Origin of the sequence: Paenibacillus sp. RC334, assembly GCF_030034735.1 — a bacterium.
Classification (GTDB): domain Bacteria; phylum Bacillota; class Bacilli; order Paenibacillales; family Paenibacillaceae; genus Paenibacillus; species Paenibacillus terrae_A.
The window spans coordinates 322154-341418 of record NZ_CP125370.1 but is presented as its reverse complement, the minus strand read 5'-3'; the positions used below and the strand labels follow the sequence as shown (position 1 = coordinate 341418).

Sequence of the window (19265 nt, the reverse complement as noted above, 5' to 3'; positions counted from 1 at the left end):
AGGGAAGCCCGTATGGATTTCAGTGGTATGTTTGCATGGCCTAATGTGCGTTTTATACTGGAGGGCTTCCTGCTGACGCTGGAGGTCTCCGTTTATTCCATCATGTTCAGCTTCGTGCTCGGTATCGTGTTCGGTATCCTGCGCTATACGCGCTTACCTGTCATTTCACAAGTAGCGGCCTTTTTAATCGATCTGATTCGCAATCTTCCGTTATTGCTCATTATCTTCTTCATCGGTATGGTCTTACCGTCCATTGGTCTTTCCATTTCACTTAAATGGGCAGCCATTACGGGCCTGTCGATCTTCGAGGGTGCCATGATCGCCGAGATTGTCCGTAGCGGTTTGAACTCCGTTCATAAAGGACAGATTGAAGCCGCACGGTCCTCCGGGCTGAGCTATTCCAGAACGTTATGGCATATCATTTTGCCGCAAGCGCTCCGCCGTATGGTGCCGCCCATCGTCAGCCAGTTCATTTCCCTGCTCAAGGATACTTCTCTCGCGGTCATTATCAGTCTGCCGGAGCTGACACATAACATTCAGATTGTCGGCGGTCAAAATCAGTCCTTCGTCATTCCTGCTCTGCTGTTCGCCGCTTTCCTGTACTTCGCTGTCAATTACAGCATGTCGCTGCTTGCACGCAGGCTGGAGGTGCGTACTCATTAGCATTCATTACACATAGCTTGATCAGGGCTGCCGCCAGCCTGAACGTTCTGTCAGCACAGCATGTATTTTTTCAATCAGCCTCTTGATTGCTTCTCCCTTGTAACGGTCTGACCGATGAATCAGCTCCAGCCGAACCTCGGGTACTCCCCGTGAAATAGGTACTGCACAAAGGGATGAACGGTCCAGGGATGCTGCGAGGGATTTGGTCTGGATAGTCACTGCGAGTCCCTCCTGTACCCAGCGCAGGATCGCAGGAATGGAATGGGTCTCCATCGCAGTGGTAAAGGGATACCCTCGATCACAGAAGCATTTTTCAATGTGCCTTCTACCCGGATGATCCCCTGGCTGCATAGCCCAAGGCATGTGCCTCAATTCGTCCAGTGCAATCGAAGAACGGTTGGCAAACGCATGTCCTGCCGGGACAATAAGACAGTAGCTCTCCGTCCGAAGCGGTAGCTGGACGAGCCTTTCATCCATACCTGAGTGCAGCGTAATGCCAAGGTCCATCCGGTTATCCAGCACCTGCTCCAGCAATTCAAAGGATGGGTGGATGTGCAGACTGATTTTAGGAAACAAACGATGAAAATCCATAAACATCTCTTGCAATGGTTCCTCCAGCTCCGGCAACGCGATACCGATCCGTAAGCTTCCCCGTTGCTCGGTGCGAAGCTCCTCAATGGAAGCTTTCGCCTGCTGTAGATCCTTGAGCGCATGAGCGCTGTGCTGTAGCAACAGTTTTCCAGCCTCTGTCATTTTGATCTTTTTGCCTGCACGATTAAAGAGGGTCATCCCCAGTTCTTCCTCCAACGCCTTAATTTGCAAACTGAGCGTAGGCTGGGAGATTCCGATCTTTTCAGAAGCTTTCGTAAAATGCAGTTCCTCACATACGGCTATGAAGTATTGAAGCTGGCGTATTTCCGTCTTATTTCTCTCCCTTCGAAATTCCGCAGATGGTTACATTAAAAGGCTAAAAGAAGCACGAGATCGGATCACTCCGGTTCGCGCTTCTTTTTAGATTATTGTGCTACTTCTGCTTTTTCCGCCGTCAACGTAATATTGGCAAACGTGTCTGCACCATACTCCTTGCCACGGGTAATGTCGTAATTGGCTACCCGGTTATTCAGAGCCTCCAGCGAATAGCGGAATAACGTCGGTACGATTGGAGCTTCCTCACTCATATACGCCTGCCACTGATTATATATATCTTTACGATAGTTGTCGTCAAAGGCTTTGACCGACACGCCTTCCTTCAACAGCTTATCATTTTCTTCACTCGTAAAGCGCGAATAGTTAAAGCTGGCTCCCCGTCCATACAGCCCACCAGGATCTACATCTGAACCTGTTCCCCATGCGCCGCCAAAAATATCGATGCCGGGATCATCCTTTTGCACACGATCATAGAAAGAATTGAACTCCAGTAGACGACCGTCCACCAGCTCCACATGAAGCCCGACATCCTTCCAGTTTTGCAAATAGAACTTCGCCAGTGATTCGGCTGTCGCATCCCCGCTCATCGCTGCATAATGGAGCACCAGCTCCTTACCCTTAGGGTCCTCACGGTAGCCATCTCCATTGGTATCCACATATCCTGCCTCGTCCAGCAGCTTTTTCGCTTTGTCCGGGTCATATGTGATGCCCTTCGCGTTCGTGTCATGATATCCCTTAAAGGCAGGCGGAATCAGGGACGTTGCCGGAACCCGAAGCCCGTGATAGAGCTGCTTGCCGACCTGCTCATTATTCAGCGCATAGCCGAGCGCCTGACGCAATGACTTGTTCGCCAGCTTGGCGTTCGGGTCCATAATATTTAGACTCTTGGCCTGATCGAATTTGCCCAGTTTAAAGCCTACATAGCTATAAGACAATTCCTCCTGACCGAGAAACTGTACATTTTTCGGATTGCTGGCTTCATCGTAACGGGTGGTTGGATAGCTGGCCCAGTCAATTTCTCCGCTTTTCAGCGCTTCTGTAATGACATTCGGGTTCACAACCTTCAAATGAAGGCCATCCAGCTTGGGCTCACCGTGAAAATAATCCTTGTTTTTGACAAATTCCACAGATTCACCTGTGACCATAGATTTAATTTTGAACGGCCCATAGCCAATCGGATTTTTACGGACAGGATCAGATCCAGCCATATCCTTCACGGGAATGTTCTGAAACACCTTTTTCTCCAGTGGCGTAGACCAGAGTCCCGATTTCACCGATGGATTAGGCTCCTTGAACTGAATGGTAACCTCTTTCTCATTCAACACCTTGATGCCGGAAATCGTTTTGGCCTTGCCCGCGTGATATTCCTCCATACCCACAATATTCGTCATAAAGCTATCGTAACGCGGACCCTCGTAGTCCTTGTGACCGATGACTTCATAGGAAAAGGCATAGTCCTCCGCCGTTACGGGATTACCATCTGTCCAGTTCAGCTTGGGATCAATTTTGACAGTCACCGCCTTATTGTCTGCGGAAAAGGAAATCGTCGCCGCTCCTTTATCGTCAATATTCAGATTGGAATCAATCGAAAACATAGAAGGGTAGAAAAATTGGAAGACTTCAAAATCCGGGTTTCCATCATAAAATACAGGGTTCAAAATTCCTTCAAAAGGGGTATCGGACACAAGTGCATAATTGATGACACCGCCCTTAATCGGTGCCTTATCATTCTTGACCGCCTTCGCCAGCGCTGTCGCATTCACCTGCTTGCTGTCTGATCCTGAGCCGCCTGTACCATCAGACGATTTTCCTCCATTTGAAGCGGAAGGCGCGCCGCTGCATGCGGCCAGAGAAAGCACCAAAATTGCAGATAGAACAGGCAGAATTCCTTTTTTCCAGCGTTTAACCATTGTAAGCCCCTCCTTGTCATTGTCCTTATTATGGAACTTCGATTAACCCAATCGTTGTCTGGCATCCGTGGCGCGTTTGAGCGCCTGGCCGATAAAGTTGATCGCCAGCATTAGCACCAAAATAAGTAAAGATGCAGGCAACCACATCCACCAGCTATTCTGTAATACATCCGGGTCATTGGCGTAGCTCACCAGCGTACCCAAGCTTGGCGTGGATTCTGGCAACCCAAAGCCGAGATAGGAAAGTCCAGTTTCAATCCCGATATTTCCCGCGAGGCTGAGCGTCAGATTGACGATCACGACCGAGCTGAGATTGGGCAGTACGCCAAACCAGATAATTTTCCAATTGGGTGTGCCGAGCGTTTTGGAGGCCTGCACATAGTCCAGCTCCCGCTCCGACAGTACCTTGGCTCGAATCAGACGTGCTTTTCCAATCCACAAAAAAGCGGTCATGATGAAAATAAAAGATCCTATGCCGCTCTTGGGGACAATACTGACGAATACGATCACCAGCATCAAAAACGGAAGCACCAGGATAAAATCAATGATCCGCATGATAATGTTATCAACCAAGCCGCCATAAAAACCCGCCAGCAGTCCCAGCGTCAAGCCGATGGCAGCGGATAATAGCGTAATCGTGAAGCCAATCGTGAAGGAATTGCGTGCCCCAATGACCAGCTGACCGAAAATATCTCTGCCCGCCCGGTCCGTGCCCAGCCAATGCGCCGAGCTTGGAGCCTCACGGATCGCGCCCAAATCCACCGTCGTAACTACATCCTGATTCACAAACAGAACGGATGAATAAATAAAGATCAAAAACAAAACCACAAACGCGATGGATACCAGCGCCGTTTTGTCACGCACCAGCTCGCGGCGCAGTACAGACCAGCTGGATGGTGATTTACGAATAATCTCTGGCGTGAAAACCTCCTCTACCTGTATGGACACCTTACATCCCTCCCCTTCCTCTGAAGTTGTTCGTTATTCGATCCGAATGCGAGGATCGACCTTGCTCAGGATGACATCAGACAAAAGGGTTCCCAACAATGCCAGAAAGCCGGAAATCATCACCAGCGCTGTCACGACTGAAAAATCGCGTTGGGTGATGGACTGGAGAAATAGCTGACCCAGCCCCGGATACCCAAAGATGGATTCAAGGAAAATGTTGCCCGCAATCACTCCCGTCAGGTCATAGCCCAAAAAGGCAGCAATCGGTAGCAGCGAATTTTTGAAAATATGACGGGAATAGATTTTCCCCCTCAGGTACCCCTTTGGAACGCGCTGTTTTTACAAAATCCTTTAACCGTGTGTCGATGACCTCATTGCGCAAATACTGAATCGTGGCTGTCGTACTAAGCAATGCTCCTGTAACCGCTGGCAATATAAGATGGTAAGCCTTGTTGATGTAATATGCCGAGGTTCCCGGCTCCACGCCCACATCCACACTGCCGCTGGTCGGAAACCAGCCAAGCCTGAAGCCGAACACGTACAGTAGCAGCAACGCGAGTATAAATAAGGGGGTCGCAAAGCTGAGATAGGTATAACCCACCACGGTTTTGTCCAGCGGACTATGCTGATAACGACCACTAAGTACACCGAGTGGAATCGCGATCAGATACGTCAAAATCAGGATCACTACGCCCAAAAAGAACGTGTTCCCCAGACGGCTACCGATCAGATCGGTGACGCCGATTTTATGTACATATGATTTTCCCAAATCCCCATAAGCCAATCGGGCAAGCCAGTTGCCATATTGTACCCACACCGGATCATTCAGCCCTAATTTTTGCCGTTGCTCCTCCAGCGCCGCCGGATTCAAATTGGGTGTCGAGGTTATGAGTCCTGTCAGGGCATCCCCCGGCATGGCCTTCGCCAGAAAAAAGATAAGTATGCTCAAAGCAAACAGCTGAGGGATCATGATCAGCAGCCGACGCAGTATAAATTTCCACATATTTTGTCCCCCCCTTTATGGTAAAGCGACTTGATGGGACGGGCTTACCGCTTTTAGCGCAAACGGCTTGCCGTTCTCATCCAGATGTTTGGGCAGCTCTGTTTTGTAGGAGGACAACAGCGTTCGCCTTTTTTGAGCATTGTCCAGCCGCTTGGCAGGATCTATATTCGGAATGGTTGCAATAAGACGCTGGGTATACAAATGCTGCGGATGCTCATAAATATCCTGTTCGCTTCCCTGTTCCACCAGACGCCCCTGGTACATAATCCCGATTTGGTCGCACATATGGCGGATAATACCGAGGTCGTGGCTGATGAATAAATACGTCAAATTAAATTCCCGCTGCACATCCTTCATAAAATTAAGCACCTGTGCCTGAACGGACACATCCAGCGCTGATACCGGCTCATCAGCAATGATCAGCTTTGGATTCAACGTGAGCGCACGTGCAATGCCGATCCGCTGTCGCTGTCCCCCGGAAAATTCATGCGGATATTTGTAGGCCGCATCGGCGTTCAAGCCGACCTTTTCCAGCAGCGTCTGAACTTTTCGGCGTTCCTCCTCACTACTCAGCTTTTCGAAATTCCGCAACGGCTCGGCGATGACATCCAGCACACGCTTACGCGGATTGAGCGAGGAATACGGGTCCTGAAAGATCATCTGAATGTCTCTCCGCAGCGGATGGAGGTTGTTACGGCTTAAGGCCGTTAGGTCATCTCCGTTAAAAAGAACTTGCCCGCTCGTCAGCTTATTTAGACCGATGATCGTCCTTCCTGTAGTCGTTTTTCCGCAGCCGGATTCTCCAACCAGCCCGTACGACTGACCCGCCTCAATGCTGATGGACACACCATCCACTGCTTTTACCTGATCGACCACACGCTGGAAGAAACCACCGCGCACCGGATAATGGACTCTCAGATCATTTAGCTCCAGCAGTGCCATGAGCAGCTTCCCCCTTTGCCTCGTCTTCAAAATGAAAATGCTGATAACATGTACAGCGGACCCAATGCCCGGGAGAAATCTCACTTAAATGGGGATGATCCTCATGCGTTTCATGCTGAATCCAGGGGATACGTGGAGCAAAGCGGCAGCTATTGCGGGGAATATCCTGCAAGGAAGGGACGATTCCTCCGATGACGTGCAACGGTTCTCCCTTGGTATGTGATCCCGGCATGGATGCGAGCAAAGAGCGCGTATACGGATGCTGGGGCTGTCGGAACAATTCAAAAACATTGGCGCTTTCCACGATTTCTCCGGCATACATGACCACCACGCGGTCCGCCACCTCTGCCACAACGCCAAGATCGTGCGTAATCAGGATAATGCCGCTTCCAGTCTCCTGTTGAAGCTGCTTGAGCAAGTCGAGAATTTGAGATTGAATGGTTACATCGAGCGCTGTAGTCGGCTCGTCTGCAATAATGAGGGCAGGACGACAAGCGATGGCAATGGCGATCATCACACGCTGCCGCATCCCCCCTGACAGCTCATGCGGATACTGGTCGTATACACGTACGGGATTCGGAATATCCACACTCTCCAGTAATTCCAGCACACGCACCTTTTTCTGCTTCGTAGAGAGGGTCGTATGATAATCAAGGTTTTCCTCAATTTGCTTACCAATGCTCATTAGCGGATTCAGCGCGGTCAGCGGGTCCTGAAAAATCATGCCGATGCCTGCTCCACGGATTTTGTTTATTTGCCCTGTTGAGAGACGATTCAGATCCGTGCCTTTAAAAAGAATCTGTCCCTCCACGCGGGTACGCTCCAGATCGTGCAGTTGTGCTATCGAAAGCGCCAGCGCGCTTTTGCCGCAGCCGGACTCTCCGACCACAGCCAGCACTTCATTGGGATTGACCGTCAGATCCAGATGGTCGACTGCGGGGTAATATTCATCCTTAATGCGAAAAGATACCGTTAACCCTTTGATCTCCAACACCGGCTCGCTACTCAATGTATATGCTTCCTCCGTTCTCCATGGCCTTGTCCTGCTTATGCGCGCCACGCTTGATGTTAAACCTCTCATCAACATTACATACCGATTTAGTCGGAATAATTTGAACTTATCCTATCACCAGTATATGGATATATCAATTAAGAATAGACTATCACGATCATTGAAAAAACCAATGATTCAGCAGTAGCGCGACCTTTCTGGCACAAAATGTAATGAAATAACCAACCACAGGTTAATTTTCAGCACAAAAAAAGTCGCCTGACCCCCTTAAAGGGATCAAGCGACTGGCTGGTCCAGCTCAAATTGTACTCTCTTCGCTGGTTACGAAGCCGCTCCATAGGAGCCGGACTTGAACGTTCTTGGATCGTACCATTTGTAGCCCGCTGCCGGAGCAGCCCAAGGCTCAGGCTGCGGTTCTGTAGAAGCCGCAGGCTCCTCGAACGGCAGCAGCTGTGTTGGCTGGTCCAGCGTCAGACCCGCCACATCGGACAGCTTCGTATAGTCCTGCTTCCATGCAAGCCATTGGACGGTTTGTACCAGGAAGGTGGAATCGTCGACTTCCTTGAAACCATCGTACGTCTTCTTCGACTGTCCGTTTTCCTCACGTACATATTTCGGCGTGGCATCCTCAACTGGCGAAGAATCACCGATAAACGCTGCCTTGCCCTGACCTACCTTGGCTACAGCAGCATAAGGCCCTTCAGCACGGCCCCCGCCGTTATAGACACCCTGGTCCACGGCATTGCCCCATTTTTTCGTGCCTGTAGGAATATAAGCGATTCCTTTAGCCTTGGTCGGATCCATAATCGCCAATGTAGAACCAGCATGCATGGCAATCGAACGTACACCCTTCGTAATGCCGAAGGATTGATCTGCCGCTACGATATCCGTGGCATTTACGTCACCGAGTGCATTGTAGCGAAAACGAACGCCAAAGTTCGTTGCCAGCCAGTCGGAACTGGTTAGTCCCTGCATAGCTGGTGATGCAGCTTCTTCTGTAGTCATCCCTTTGGCCGGATTGGAATAGGCTCCACGGCGGTAGCCGTTCATAACCTCGGAGGAATCCCAACGGTTTTTGTTCCGGTCTGCGTTATAGTGGTCAGAAATGAAGAAAATACTGCCTCCATTCTTCACATATTGAACCAGAGCAGCTTGCTCGGATGCCTTAAAGGCAACATTGGCTTCACCAATGATGAACACATCATATGGGCGCAGCTTGTCGTACGTTATAGCCTGCTCGCCATAGGTAAAAGGAATGGAACGGTTCAACGGGTCCACGGTAAAACCAGCATTACGCAGTCCGCTGGCAAAATCGGAAAAGGCTCCATCTATAACCCAATCCGCCGCTCCGGCTGTCTGTGCGTGCGTATTATCGAACAGCACTTTTTTGCCTTTTCCATCCGGCAATGTAGTACCAGGATCAGGTTCGCCAGGGTTCCCAGGCTCGCTTCCGCTTACCAGTTCCAGAGCGCTTGGGCTTTTCACTCCACCAAAATTGTTATAGGCACCCAGCGCACCCGTCACGCGAATTTTGCTGCCGATCAGCTCAGGATGGCCTGACAGCCCGAATGGTCCTCTATACGCGGATGTCAGTTGCACATTTAACAGATTAGATGTATTGCGTTCACTCGCCTGATCCGCAATCAGTACGTTAAAATCATTTGCAAATGGGGCAGAGAAATTAGCCGTTTTCGATCCAGTGGCATGTCCGACGACGTAGCCTTCTACCGTCACCGTACCTCCGCTGCTTTGACGCTGAAGCGCTTCCGCTACCGTCAACGCGCCCTCTGCCTTGACCTGGCCGAATGGAACGAAGAGTCCTACCAGCAGTGATACGATTGCCGCCAGATGCAGCATTCCTTTCAAGCGTGAACCTGTGAACCGAAAACCTTTTACCATACGTAAATGTCCCTCCCATTATTCCATAAATTAGCTTGTCCTCTATCAGATTAGCTATCAACCTTCTAATTCCTTCCTGATTTCATCCATAATTATGTAAAATTTAATCTTTTTTATTGAGAAGATTCCTGATTCTGTAAAATACCAACCTGTGATTGACACCGGGCATGGCATACATTACGCTTAGGAGGAATTGTTGAACGGTATACGCGAATGAAGATGACGGGAGAGCCTGTCCGGGAATCACATCCCGGCAGCACCGAAGGAGCAAGACGTCAGCACCCGGCTGGCGGATAATCTCTCAGGTCCATGTATCGTCATCTGACGCAACTCTGGAGAGAGCGCAAGCCACCCAAGGGGTAAGGCGGTATACACCGCACGAAACTCTCAGGTAACGAGGACAGAGATAAGGGAAATTTCCTTATCCTGTCCTTTTTTGTGCTTACATGCTGCGTCAGCATTAGAAACCGTCACACCCGCGCAAAGGCGCGGCAGCACCATATACTATGATATTCAAACATACAGGGGGCCACACCATGCGTTTCAAAGATGTATTTTCCATTATCGGTCCGGCTATGACCGGACCCTCCAGCTCACATACCGCTGGCGCGGTGCGGCTCGCACGTGTTGCCAGGCACTGGCTCGGTGTGCAACCTGACCGTGCCCGCATGACGCTGTACGGCTCATTTGCCGATACGTACAAGGGACACGGCACAGACCTGGCACTCATTGCCGGACTGCTGAATTACGATACAGACGACTACCGGATTCCGGATGCTGAGCAATGTGCAGAGCAGGCCGGGATGGAAGTAGAGTTCGCTGTCAGCGGACTGCCCGCCCCTCATCCGAACACGGTCCGCTTCGAGCTATGGAAGGGTGAAGATCAGCGCACGCTGCTAGGCTCCTCCATCGGCGGTGGAAACATTCATGTTCAACAGCTCAACGAATTCCGGGTCAATCTAACCGGAGAGTTGCCTACGCTGGTGCTTCTTCACTCGGATAAGCCCGGAACATTGGGCGCGGTGACTTCAGCGCTGGGCGCGGCTGACATTAACATTGCCTATATGCACGTGGATCGCAAAGGCCGGGATGGCGAAGCGCTCACTGCTATTGAAACCGATAGCCCCGCTCCGGCTGAATTAATTGCCGAGCTGCGGGCTTTGCCTCATATGTATGGAATCAAAATGATTAACTTGAAAAAAGGAGCTGAATCCGATGCGGTTTAGCCATCTGCATGAATTAGGTGCCTTGTGCGCCGAGGAATCCACTACGATTGGTCGCCTGATGATCAAGGAACAGGTACAAGAGACGAACACACCGGAGGAAGAAATCTTCCGCCAAATGGCTGATTATTATGAAGTCATGAAGGAGGCCGTTCATCGCGGACAAACACAGGACACTGTATCCCGCAGCGGATTGACAGGCGGCGACGGCAAACGCCTGGCGGAATATTTGCGTGCAGGGGAAACCTGCTCCGGCGATGCCTCGGCACTCGCCATGGCGTACGCCCTTTCCGTGTCAGAGGTCAATGCGTCCATGGGTCGCATTGTCGCCACACCCACCGCAGGCTCATGCGGGGTCATCCCCGGTGTGTTCATCAGCGCGCAGGAGCGGTTCGGCTGGGATGACGAGCATATGGTGCGCGGACTGTTCGCCGCTGGAGCGATTGGCTACGTCATCGCCAACAATTCCTTCATCTCCGGTGCGGAGGGAGGCTGTCAGGCCGAGATTGGCTCAGCCATCGGGATGGCCGCAGGGGCCATGGTCGAGCTGCGCGGCGGTACGCCAGAGCAGGCCATCCATGCAGTGGGCCTCGCGCTCAAGAACACGCTCGGCCTGATTTGCGACCCCGTCGCCGGACTCGTGGAGATTCCGTGCATCGTGCGCAACGGGCTGGGAGCCGTGACCGCGCTTGCCGCCGCGGATATGGCTCTGGCGGGTGTGCGCAGCGCCATCCCGTCTGACGAAGTCATCGACGTGATGCTAGAAGTCGGCAGCGCGATGCCGTCCAAGCACCGCGAGACAGCCAAGGGCGGCCTGGCCCAAACGCCGACCGGCAAGCGTCTGACGGAGTCGCTTACGCGCAACATACCAGCCAAGAAGGATAAGTCGTAGCTTTCAGGCGACTGCCACCCCAAATAACACATGGGGAGAGAACAGTCGCCTTATAAAAAAAGAGCAAGCATGTCGTCCTTAGACGTATGCTTGCTCTTTTTTTTACTGTACGTTCACCTGTACCTTCGTCGTTTTCCCTGCATATTTCACGGTAATCACAGCTTTACCTTTACCCTGTGCCTTAATGCTGCCGTCTTTGACCGTGGCAACAATAATTCGGGACGAGGACCAGACTGCCGGCTTGGATACATCCTTCTCCGACTCATCCTTATACGTAGCTGTAGCCGTAACCTTAGCTACCTGTCCTGCTTTCAAATTCAGCGAGACTTCGTCGGTTTGCAAATATTTAAGCGTATCGACATCCACAGGTACGGTGATATATTTCCCGCCAAACTTCGCTTGAATATTGGTTTTACCGTAGCCTACCGCGGTAACCTGGCCCTTTTTGACTGTAGCTACCTTATAATTTAACGTTTTCCATTCGGCTTGGGCCGTAACGTCCTTTTCTTTGCCATCACTGGATTTGACCACAATTGCGATGGTTTTTTGATCTCCTGATTTAAGCGATAACGCGATAGCATCCGCCTCAATCTGTTGCGCTACATCCACTTCTACTGTAAATGTAATGCTTTGCTTGCCATAAGAAGCTGTAACAGTAGCCTTACCACTGCCATTCGCTTTGATCAAGCCCTCGCTAACCTCGACCACTTTCACATTGCTGGTAGTCCAGGTGGCATCCTTGGTTACATCTGTTTTTGTACCGCTGCTCTTGACGCCTGTTACTTTCAACTGCTTCGTTTCCTGGGCACCAAGCGCAATCACGCGTGTGTCTGTTTCCAAACGGTCTACGAGACCGACTTGTACATTAATGGTCAGCTTTTTGCCATTATAAGTGGCGGTAACAGCCGCCTTACCCGCTGCTTTACCCGTAATTGTTCCTTTGGACACCGAAGCAACATCTTCCGCGCTTGAAGTCCATTCTGCATCCTGTGTCACATCTTCCTTACGACCATCCGCATACGTAGCGGTCAGAGTAGCAACATAATCCTCATCAATATCAATCGTTGCTGTTTTGGAGGACAGGGACAGGTCACCAGGCACATTCACAGATACCGTCGCTGTGACTGTTTTGCCGCCATAAGAAGCAGTGATCGTTGCCTCACCTGTTTTATAGCCCGTCACTTCACCCTTGCTGACAAAAGCAATATCTTCATTGCTGGATTTCCATTCTGCCTTATCCGTGATATCTTCTTCCGTACCTGTTACGTACGTCGCGGTTAGCTTGAGCTTCTTGGATTCCTTGGCATTCAGGCTCAACTTGTCCTCGCTCAAATCCAGATATCTGGACGTTTCCACGTCTGCCTTAATCGAAACCGTCTTATCGCCATACTTCGCGGTCACCGTAGCCGAACCCGCTCCAATCGCCATAATCGTTCCTTTGGTCACCGTCGCAATTTTTTCATCGCTTGTGGACCATGTAGCTTTATCCGTGACGTCCGTTACCGTTCCATCCGGGTACACCGCAGAAACCTGTACTTTTTTGGATTCATCCAAACGGAGAAAAATATTGGATTCGCTGGCTTTCAGCTTATTCGTTTGATCGACATCCACCGAAATGGTAGCAGACATCGTACCGTATTTACCGGTAATCGTCGCTTTACCTGCGCTGTAGCCCGTAATCGTGCCTTTCAGTACATCCGCCACGGCTGCATTGCTGGAGCTCCACTCGGCGGACTCAGTAACATCCTGCACGGTTCCATCCGGGAAGGTCGCTGTCAATTTGACCTTCTCGGTATCCTTCAGCAAAAGGGAAACCTCAGATGGACTGACATCCAAACGTTTAACCTGTTCTACCTGCACAGCAATCGTTACGGTTTGTTGACCGTATACGGCCTTAATGTTGGCTGTACCTGCTCCCTGAGCGGTAACCAATCCGTTAACTACGGTTGCTACCTTCTGGTTATCCGAGGTCCAGGTAGCATCACCCGATACCTGAGCTGTCGTGTTATCACTGTAAGTCGCTGTCAGATTGATCTGTCCTGTGCCGCTTGAACGCAAGCTCAAGCTTTGTACACTGGATGTGAGCGCCTTAACCTTTTTCGTTACATGTACCTGAACCGATTGTATCTTATCCTTATAGGTTGCAACCACAGTCGCATCCCCTTCGCCCTTACCAGAAACTGTACCGTTATATACCGTAGCAATAGCAGTATTATCACTTTTCCAATCCGTGCTTACAGTTACATTTGAAGTCGTCCCATCGGCGTAAATAGCCGTAGCCGTCAACGCAGCCGTATCTCCCTGCTGCACAGTCACCTCGTTAGAGGAAAGGACAATCTTGGAAAGCACCGGATCAGCTGCGGATGCAAACCCTGCGTATGATGTAAAACTTGAGATCAGGATGACCAACGCCAAGAAACCGGACCATCTATTCTTCAAAATCTAATTCCCTCCCATTTCGAAACTTAAAATTAAGGATTTCGCAAAATCCTTATACCTACGTTTTATGTCGACATGTGGAAAAGAATAGTTTAGGCTTTAAAGAAAATTTGGTCCTTATTAACTAGAATCGGTACTGACAAAGATTAAGCCGTTACATATAACCTCACTTTTACAAACAGCTGTAAGCTGCTGCACGAAGCCTCAAATGGTGGTATTCTTCCATATTTGGGGCCAGCTGATGCATATAAACGACCGAGAACTGCTCGCTTGGATCTATAGAAACCCAAGTACCTGCTGCTCCCGACCAGCCAAATTCTCCAATAGAGCTGTTTGCATGTCCAGCCGCTTTATCAATTAACGTGCGCACGCCCAATCCGTAACCATAACCTGTATGATATGAATTCGTAAAATCGGATAATTGGGCTGTACTCAGATGATTGGTGCGCATTAAATCAATTGTTTTTCTCCCTAAAAGCCTCACACCGTCTATCGTACCGCCATTCGACAGCATTTGTGAAAATGTGAGGTACTCTTTAACTGTCGAATATAAACCTGCCCCTCCACTTTCATATACAGCGTCCGGCTGATGATGCTCATCCAAGAAACCCTCAATTTTTTCAAGCTCTCCGGTGTCTGTCCGTTGATAAAAAGAGGCCATACGCGATTCAATATCTCCACGATAACGGTAACCTGTATTCTTCATTCCAAGCGGATCAAAAATTTCATCCTTTAGGAATTGTCCTAATAATTTTCCTGAAATGACTTCAATAAGACCTGCAACAAGATCATGTCCATATCCGTATAACCATCGTGTTCCCGGTTCAAAGGCAAGCGGAACTTCAGAAAGCGCTTTAATCTCTGCGCGCAGATCATATTTCCCCTGCTTGTCCTTTAACGCTGTAATGACCTTTTGCATAGCTTTTCCTGTATCTGAATACTCGGAAGCGTAAGGAAGACCCGCACTCATATTGAATATATGCTTAATTAAAATGGGAGTCTCCGCTTTATCCATATAGGTATGTCCGTTAGGAGCGGTTTTGAATACATACGAATTACGATATTCGGGTAAATATTCATACAAAGGCTCATTCAACAAAAATTGTCCGCGTTCATACAGCATAAGTGCAGCCGCACATACAATAACCTTTGTCATGGAAAACAAGCGATACACGGTATCTTCAGTGATTGGTTTTCGAGCTTCCAGATCAGCATATCCGTGATACCCTTCATACAACACTTGGCCATTTTGCGCAATGGCACAACCACAACCTGCTGGCCCATTCGCTATGAATTGTTGTAATAACTGATCTACCTTTTCAAAACGAGACATATTCATTCCTCCTGTTTTGCTTTCAAAAGAAACAAGCTTTCCCTCGTGCTCTAATTTCCTGTAACAACAAGCCCAACCTGAATTTCTTGTAAGCGCTTATCCCCTCGCATTTATTTTAACGGTAAAATTAGTAATTACAAAGATTATTTTCATAACCAAATGGCTTTACATTAACAGTTCTGCCACTGTTTTTTTCCAGCGATTTAACACTGCTTCCGGCTCCTTGAGTCGGACCGTAACACCTGTCACAATATCCGCATATTGGGCCGAATCTTCTCGGGCTGCGAATACCTGTGCCGCAAACCGTTCGCGTACATGCTTGGCTCCGGGCAACATCGGCAAATGCTCCAGCGACAATCGGACATAATGCGCCTTCCCGCCGATGAACACCGCGAGTGTCGCCTTCCCGGTACGAATCATGTTGCCCGTCGTAGTCGTGCCCGGCCATAGTGCCAGACGCAGATTTCCCTCATCCAGCGCTACAACCTCGCCTACGCTAATCATTGCAATATGCGGCCACTGATCCTCAGTGACCGTCAGCAGCATCATCGCTTCATGCTGCTTGTTCTCCAATGCCTTGCCGTCCAACAGCGTGAACAGCTCCTTGCCGATCCTTGGTGTCTGCATGAAGTATACTCCCCTTTACATTTGGCCTATATCTTCAAAGTACCACAATTTACATCTGGTTACGAACGACGCTGTACCCGCTCTGGAATAGGAGGGACATGGGTAGCATTCGGAATATCTTGGGGGTTCACCTTGAACGCCGATTTATACTTTGCCGGATCAGTAATGCTATCTGGTTCCGAGGTGCGCCATGTGAACATGCATACAGGACACAGCAAGACCTCCCAGGCGCCTTTAACTGGCGAACGGGTAACGACCTCCGAACGATTAGATTCACAACGGGGACAAATATGCATCTGTCAGCACTCCTTTAATCTTTCTTTATTTTCAAACATATTTAACGAAGCATGTGACTCAACTTTTTCTCCCATTCTGCTACACCAAGCGGGGAATCGAGCGGCTGGGAATAATGGCCTCTAATATCCGGTGCTATGGGTGTCGTCGCATCCAATATCATTTTGTGCGTCATACCTGCCGGATCAGAGCCGGGGTCAAGAGGTAAAATAGACAAGCCCGGCACAATGACAGCATCATGCTTCGGATGCAGCTTGGTGGATAACGCCCACATGACCTGCGGCAGATTGAACGGATCGACATCCTCATCCACCACAATCACCAGCTTGCAATACCCCAATCCATGCGGAGTCGTTAGCGCACGCATCCCCACAGCCTTCGCAAAGCCGCCATAACGGGTTTTCGTGGAAATAATAGCGACCAGCCCATGCGTATACATGGCATTAACGGCTATGATTTCATTAGGAAATGCATCCTTGAGCTGTTGAAACAACGGTACACTTGTATTCACACCGATCATATAATCCGTTTCCGTCCAAGGCATCCCGATGTACAAATGCTCAAATATAGGCTGCTTACGGTGATATACACGATTAATCTGAATGACTGGCATCGCGCGGCCGCCGGAATAGTGACCTGTAAATTCACCGAATGGACCTTCATACTCACGTTCACCCGCCAACACTTCACCTTCCAGAATAACCTCAGCTCCCCAAGGCAGATCGAGATCCGCATCCTTCGCTTTGACCACACGGTAAGGCTCACCCTGAATGGCGCCCGCCATCTCATATTCCGATTGATCGTACAGCAGCGGCGTAGAAGCAGCTGTGGTAATCACAGGCTCACATCCGAGGGCAATAGCTACCTTCAGATTTTCGCCGCGCTCCTCTGCCTGACGAATATGGATTGCAATATCATGCTGCGGTACAGGCTGGATACCCAAACGGTTTTTGCCTTTCACCTGCATCCGGTACAAGCCTACATTTTGCTTGCCATAGGTGTCGGGGTCATCCAGATCACGTGACACCAAAATCGCTTTATCCAGATAAAACCCTCCGTCTCCCTGGTTCAAACGAAACAATGGCAAAATATCAAACAAATTAATATCCTCTGTAATCTCCACTTCATGAAAAGGAGCGGTTTCTTCCCGCTTCACGGGCATTGGAAATTGTTCATAGCGTCTGGCAAACTCAAAAAACTGCTCCTTGAGCGGTGTATTTTTGGGCATTCCCATCATGAGGGCATGATTGGGCCAGGAGCCCATCACATTCATTGCAATACGAGCAGCATTATATCCATAGATATTGTTGAAAAAGAGAGCAGGCGTCTTATCACCTAAATTGTTTAACGCTCTGTTAGCTGCTGCGAGGTCTGGCTCCGGCTTTACCTCATCGCTGATCGTGAGCAGTTGCCCCTCCTTTTCCAAGGTATGCAGAAAATCGCGAAAGTCTTTATAAGCCATCTTTCATTCTCCTTCGTCTTCCGATTTCTCAATTCTGGTGCAGTCTGGAGTCAGTCTGCTTCATTCCATCCCAGCGTTTGGCTGCGGTTGTGACGATACCAAACTGGTCCAATACGCGAAAAACAATATGATCCACCAATTCCTCAATACTTGCAGGATGATTATAAAAAGCAGGCATCGGCGGCAGGATCATCACGCCCATGCGTGACAGCTCCAGCATATTTTCCAGATGAATACTGCTTAATGGTGTTTCCCTGGTCATGAGCAGCAGCTTCTTTCGCTCCTTCAGCATCACATCCGCCGATCGGGTGAGCAGGTTGTCCGCCATACCGATACGAATGGAGGCGAGCGTCTTCATGCTGCAAGGAGCGACGATCATGCCGTCTACCCGGAAGGAGCCGCTGGAAATACGCGCAGCCTGATCCTTATACGAATAAACTGCATCCGCCATGGCCTCCACTTCCTTCACCGTATAGCCTGTCTCATAGGGAATGTTCGCAATAGCCCACGGGGATAGCACCAGATGGCTCTGGGCTCCGGCCTCCCGTAATTGCTGCAATATACGGATACCGAAGATAGACCCTGTCGCTCCCGATATTCCTACAATGATTTTTTTCATATGTTCCCTCCTTCCACCCCATCGTTTTATGTTCACCAATGCATCACTGTCAAAAATTATACGCCTGTTCCTTGCACACGAAAAATATATATAATATATGTAATGCATACTTTAAAAGTATTCAAATCGAAGTGGTTGTTCAGAAATGAGGTGGAATCCCCTAATGGATATGAAGCAGCTGCATTACTTTTGCGTCATCGTGGAGGAAGGACAAATCACGAAGGCCGCCCGAATGCTTAACATGGCCCAGCCACCACTGAGCCAACAGCTAAAAAATATGGAGGATGAGCTTGGCGTAAAGCTGATTTACCGTGAAGGAAAGAAGTGGGAGGTCACCGAGGCCGGATACGCACTATACACCCGCGCCAAGCGATTATTGGCTGAAATGGAGGATACCTGTAGAGAAATTGGAGAGTTCGAAAGCAACGTAACCGGCACCCTGTCCATAGGCACTTCATCGGTCTGTATGTCTCTGATTACCGAACAACTCAGCCGCTTTCACCAGGAATATCCAGAGGTATACGTTAAAATAGGACACGGAGACACACATCATCTGGAGGAACTGCTGCATCAAAATAAAGTCGATCTGGCTCTGCTGCTGCTTCCGGTAGACGACAGCTCTTACCATACGATTGAACTGGAGGGCGTCTCTTTTGTTGCGGTACTTCCGTGTGAATGGGCAGATCGTCATCCGAGTGGACAAATGACGTTACAGGAAGCAGCCAGCTATGACCTTTTGTTGGCACGCCGAACAGAAGGACACGGGCTATACGAAACCGTCATCCGCAAATTTCAGGAACACCATCTTATTCCGCGCGTCGTACTGGACTGTCCTGAAATATCGACCATTCTCGCGCTCGTATCCACAGGCATGGGGATTACCATCATTCCAGACACTCGCTTGGGACAAGAATACGGGGACAGATTTCGCACACTCTCCATTAAAGAGCCGTTCCCCTTCACACGGCCTGCCGTCGTATGGCGCAAGGATCGTTATTTATCCAATGCAGCTCGCAAATTGGTTGAACAGCTACAGGCTGGAGACACGAAAAAGACTGCTCCCGAGTAGATG

16 protein-coding genes, 1 pseudogene and 1 riboswitch are annotated in these 19265 nt (G+C 49.7%); of the genes and pseudogenes, 4 read left to right on the top strand and 13 right to left on the bottom strand.

Annotation, left to right across the window (positions count from 1 at the left end):
• The first annotated feature begins 12 nt into the window (after positions 1–12).
• Positions 13–663 carry an amino acid ABC transporter permease gene (locus QMK20_RS01615; protein ID WP_283654290.1) on the top strand — a complete coding sequence of 217 codons (651 nt, stop codon included), beginning with the start codon at positions 13–15 and terminating at the stop codon, positions 661–663.
• A 21-nt stretch (positions 664–684) separates the two neighbouring features.
• Here QMK20_RS01615 and QMK20_RS01610 read toward each other — a convergent pair whose 3' ends face one another.
• The 7 genes and pseudogenes from QMK20_RS01610 to QMK20_RS01580 all read right to left on the bottom strand — a co-directional run bounded on the left by QMK20_RS01610 (position 685) and on the right by QMK20_RS01580 (position 9304).
• Positions 685–1578 (bottom strand): LysR family transcriptional regulator, encoded by an 894-nt coding sequence (locus QMK20_RS01610; RefSeq protein WP_283656174.1) that lies wholly within the window; start codon positions 1576–1578, stop codon positions 685–687.
• Between the two features lie 101 nt (positions 1579–1679).
• Positions 1680–3500, bottom strand: coding sequence for an oligopeptide ABC transporter substrate-binding protein (opp4A, locus tag QMK20_RS01605; RefSeq protein ID WP_283654289.1), 1821 nt, complete (start codon positions 3498–3500; stop codon positions 1680–1682).
• Between the two features lie 42 nt (positions 3501–3542).
• Positions 3543–4442, bottom strand: coding sequence for an ABC transporter permease (locus QMK20_RS01600; RefSeq protein WP_192512264.1), 900 nt, complete (start codon positions 4440–4442; stop codon positions 3543–3545).
• A 39-nt stretch (positions 4443–4481) separates the two neighbouring features.
• Positions 4482–5451: pseudogene (gene opp4B, locus QMK20_RS01595) on the bottom strand (oligopeptide ABC transporter permease).
• A gap of 15 nt (positions 5452–5466) precedes the next feature.
• Complete coding sequence (locus QMK20_RS01590; protein WP_283654288.1) at positions 5467–6393, bottom strand: ABC transporter ATP-binding protein; 927 nt, start codon at positions 6391–6393, stop codon at positions 5467–5469.
• Positions 6371–7402, bottom strand: a complete 1032-nt coding sequence (locus QMK20_RS01585; protein WP_283654287.1) for an ABC transporter ATP-binding protein — start codon at positions 7400–7402, stop codon at positions 6371–6373. Before QMK20_RS01585 ends, QMK20_RS01590 begins: the two co-directional genes overlap by 23 nt.
• A gap of 324 nt (positions 7403–7726) precedes the next feature.
• Positions 7727–9304 carry a DUF6359 domain-containing protein gene (locus tag QMK20_RS01580; RefSeq protein WP_283654286.1) on the bottom strand — a complete coding sequence of 526 codons (1578 nt, stop codon included), beginning with the start codon at positions 9302–9304 and terminating at the stop codon, positions 7727–7729.
• A 213-nt stretch (positions 9305–9517) separates the two neighbouring features.
• A riboswitch (glycine riboswitch) is annotated at positions 9518–9631 on the top strand.
• 209 nt (positions 9632–9840) lie between these two features.
• Here QMK20_RS01580 and sdaAB point away from each other — a divergent pair.
• Positions 9841–10530, top strand: a complete 690-nt coding sequence (gene sdaAB / locus QMK20_RS01575; RefSeq protein WP_283654285.1) for an L-serine ammonia-lyase, iron-sulfur-dependent subunit beta — start codon at positions 9841–9843, stop codon at positions 10528–10530.
• Complete coding sequence (gene sdaAA, locus QMK20_RS01570; RefSeq protein ID WP_283654284.1) at positions 10520–11419, top strand: L-serine ammonia-lyase, iron-sulfur-dependent, subunit alpha; 900 nt, start codon at positions 10520–10522, stop codon at positions 11417–11419. Before sdaAB ends, sdaAA begins: the two co-directional genes overlap by 11 nt.
• A 102-nt stretch (positions 11420–11521) precedes the next feature.
• Here sdaAA and QMK20_RS01565 read toward each other — a convergent pair whose 3' ends face one another.
• From QMK20_RS01565 to QMK20_RS01540, 6 genes are all read right to left on the bottom strand, one after another.
• The gene (locus QMK20_RS01565) at positions 11522–13858 is read right to left on the bottom strand and encodes an Ig-like domain-containing protein (RefSeq protein ID WP_283654283.1); all 2337 of its coding nucleotides are present in this window, start codon (positions 13856–13858) and stop codon (positions 11522–11524) included.
• 172 nt (positions 13859–14030) lie between these two features.
• Complete coding sequence (locus tag QMK20_RS01560; protein ID WP_283654282.1) at positions 14031–15191, bottom strand: serine hydrolase domain-containing protein; 1161 nt, start codon at positions 15189–15191, stop codon at positions 14031–14033.
• 165 nt (positions 15192–15356) lie between these two features.
• Entirely contained in the window at positions 15357–15818 is a 462-nt protein-coding gene (locus QMK20_RS01555; RefSeq protein ID WP_283654281.1) for a pyridoxamine 5'-phosphate oxidase family protein, read from the bottom strand.
• 59 nt (positions 15819–15877) lie between these two features.
• Entirely contained in the window at positions 15878–16114 is a 237-nt protein-coding gene (locus QMK20_RS01550) for a non-oxidative hydroxyarylic acid decarboxylases subunit D (protein WP_283654280.1), read from the bottom strand.
• Positions 16115–16155: 41 nt separating this feature from the next.
• Entirely contained in the window at positions 16156–17574 is a 1419-nt protein-coding gene (locus tag QMK20_RS01545; RefSeq protein WP_283654279.1) for a non-oxidative hydroxyarylic acid decarboxylases subunit C, read from the bottom strand.
• 28 nt (positions 17575–17602) lie between these two features.
• Positions 17603–18193 carry a flavin prenyltransferase UbiX gene (locus tag QMK20_RS01540; protein WP_283654278.1) on the bottom strand — a complete coding sequence of 197 codons (591 nt, stop codon included), beginning with the start codon at positions 18191–18193 and terminating at the stop codon, positions 17603–17605.
• Positions 18194–18356: 163 nt separating this feature from the next.
• Here QMK20_RS01540 and QMK20_RS01535 point away from each other — a divergent pair, with 163 nt between their 5' ends.
• Complete coding sequence (locus tag QMK20_RS01535; RefSeq protein WP_283654277.1) at positions 18357–19262, top strand: LysR family transcriptional regulator; 906 nt, start codon at positions 18357–18359, stop codon at positions 19260–19262.
• Positions 19263–19265 lie beyond the last annotated feature (3 nt).

Excerpts from the sequence above, each read along its gene's own strand:
- sdaAA (WP_283654284.1), top strand. The coding sequence starts at position 10,520 with ATGCGGTTTAGCCATCTGCATGAATTAGGTGCCTTGTGCGCCGAGGAA.
- QMK20_RS01560 (WP_283654282.1), bottom strand. The coding sequence starts at position 15,191 with ATGTCTCGTTTTGAAAAGGTAGATCAGTTATTACAACAATTCATAGCG.
- QMK20_RS01540 (WP_283654278.1), bottom strand. The coding sequence starts at position 18,193 with ATGAAAAAAATCATTGTAGGAATATCGGGAGCGACAGGGTCTATCTTC.
- QMK20_RS01555 (WP_283654281.1), bottom strand. The coding sequence starts at position 15,818 with ATGCAGACACCAAGGATCGGCAAGGAGCTGTTCACGCTGTTGGACGGC.
- sdaAB (WP_283654285.1), top strand. The coding sequence starts at position 9,841 with ATGCGTTTCAAAGATGTATTTTCCATTATCGGTCCGGCTATGACCGGA.
- QMK20_RS01615 (WP_283654290.1), top strand. The coding sequence starts at position 13 with ATGGATTTCAGTGGTATGTTTGCATGGCCTAATGTGCGTTTTATACTG.
- QMK20_RS01580 (WP_283654286.1), bottom strand. The coding sequence starts at position 9,304 with ATGGTAAAAGGTTTTCGGTTCACAGGTTCACGCTTGAAAGGAATGCTG.
- QMK20_RS01535 (WP_283654277.1), top strand. The coding sequence starts at position 18,357 with ATGGATATGAAGCAGCTGCATTACTTTTGCGTCATCGTGGAGGAAGGA.
- QMK20_RS01590 (WP_283654288.1), bottom strand. The coding sequence starts at position 6,393 with ATGGCACTGCTGGAGCTAAATGATCTGAGAGTCCATTATCCGGTGCGC.
- opp4A (WP_283654289.1), bottom strand. The coding sequence starts at position 3,500 with ATGGTTAAACGCTGGAAAAAAGGAATTCTGCCTGTTCTATCTGCAATT.
- QMK20_RS01545 (WP_283654279.1), bottom strand. The coding sequence starts at position 17,574 with ATGGCTTATAAAGACTTTCGCGATTTTCTGCATACCTTGGAAAAGGAG.
- QMK20_RS01550 (WP_283654280.1), bottom strand. The coding sequence starts at position 16,114 with ATGCATATTTGTCCCCGTTGTGAATCTAATCGTTCGGAGGTCGTTACC.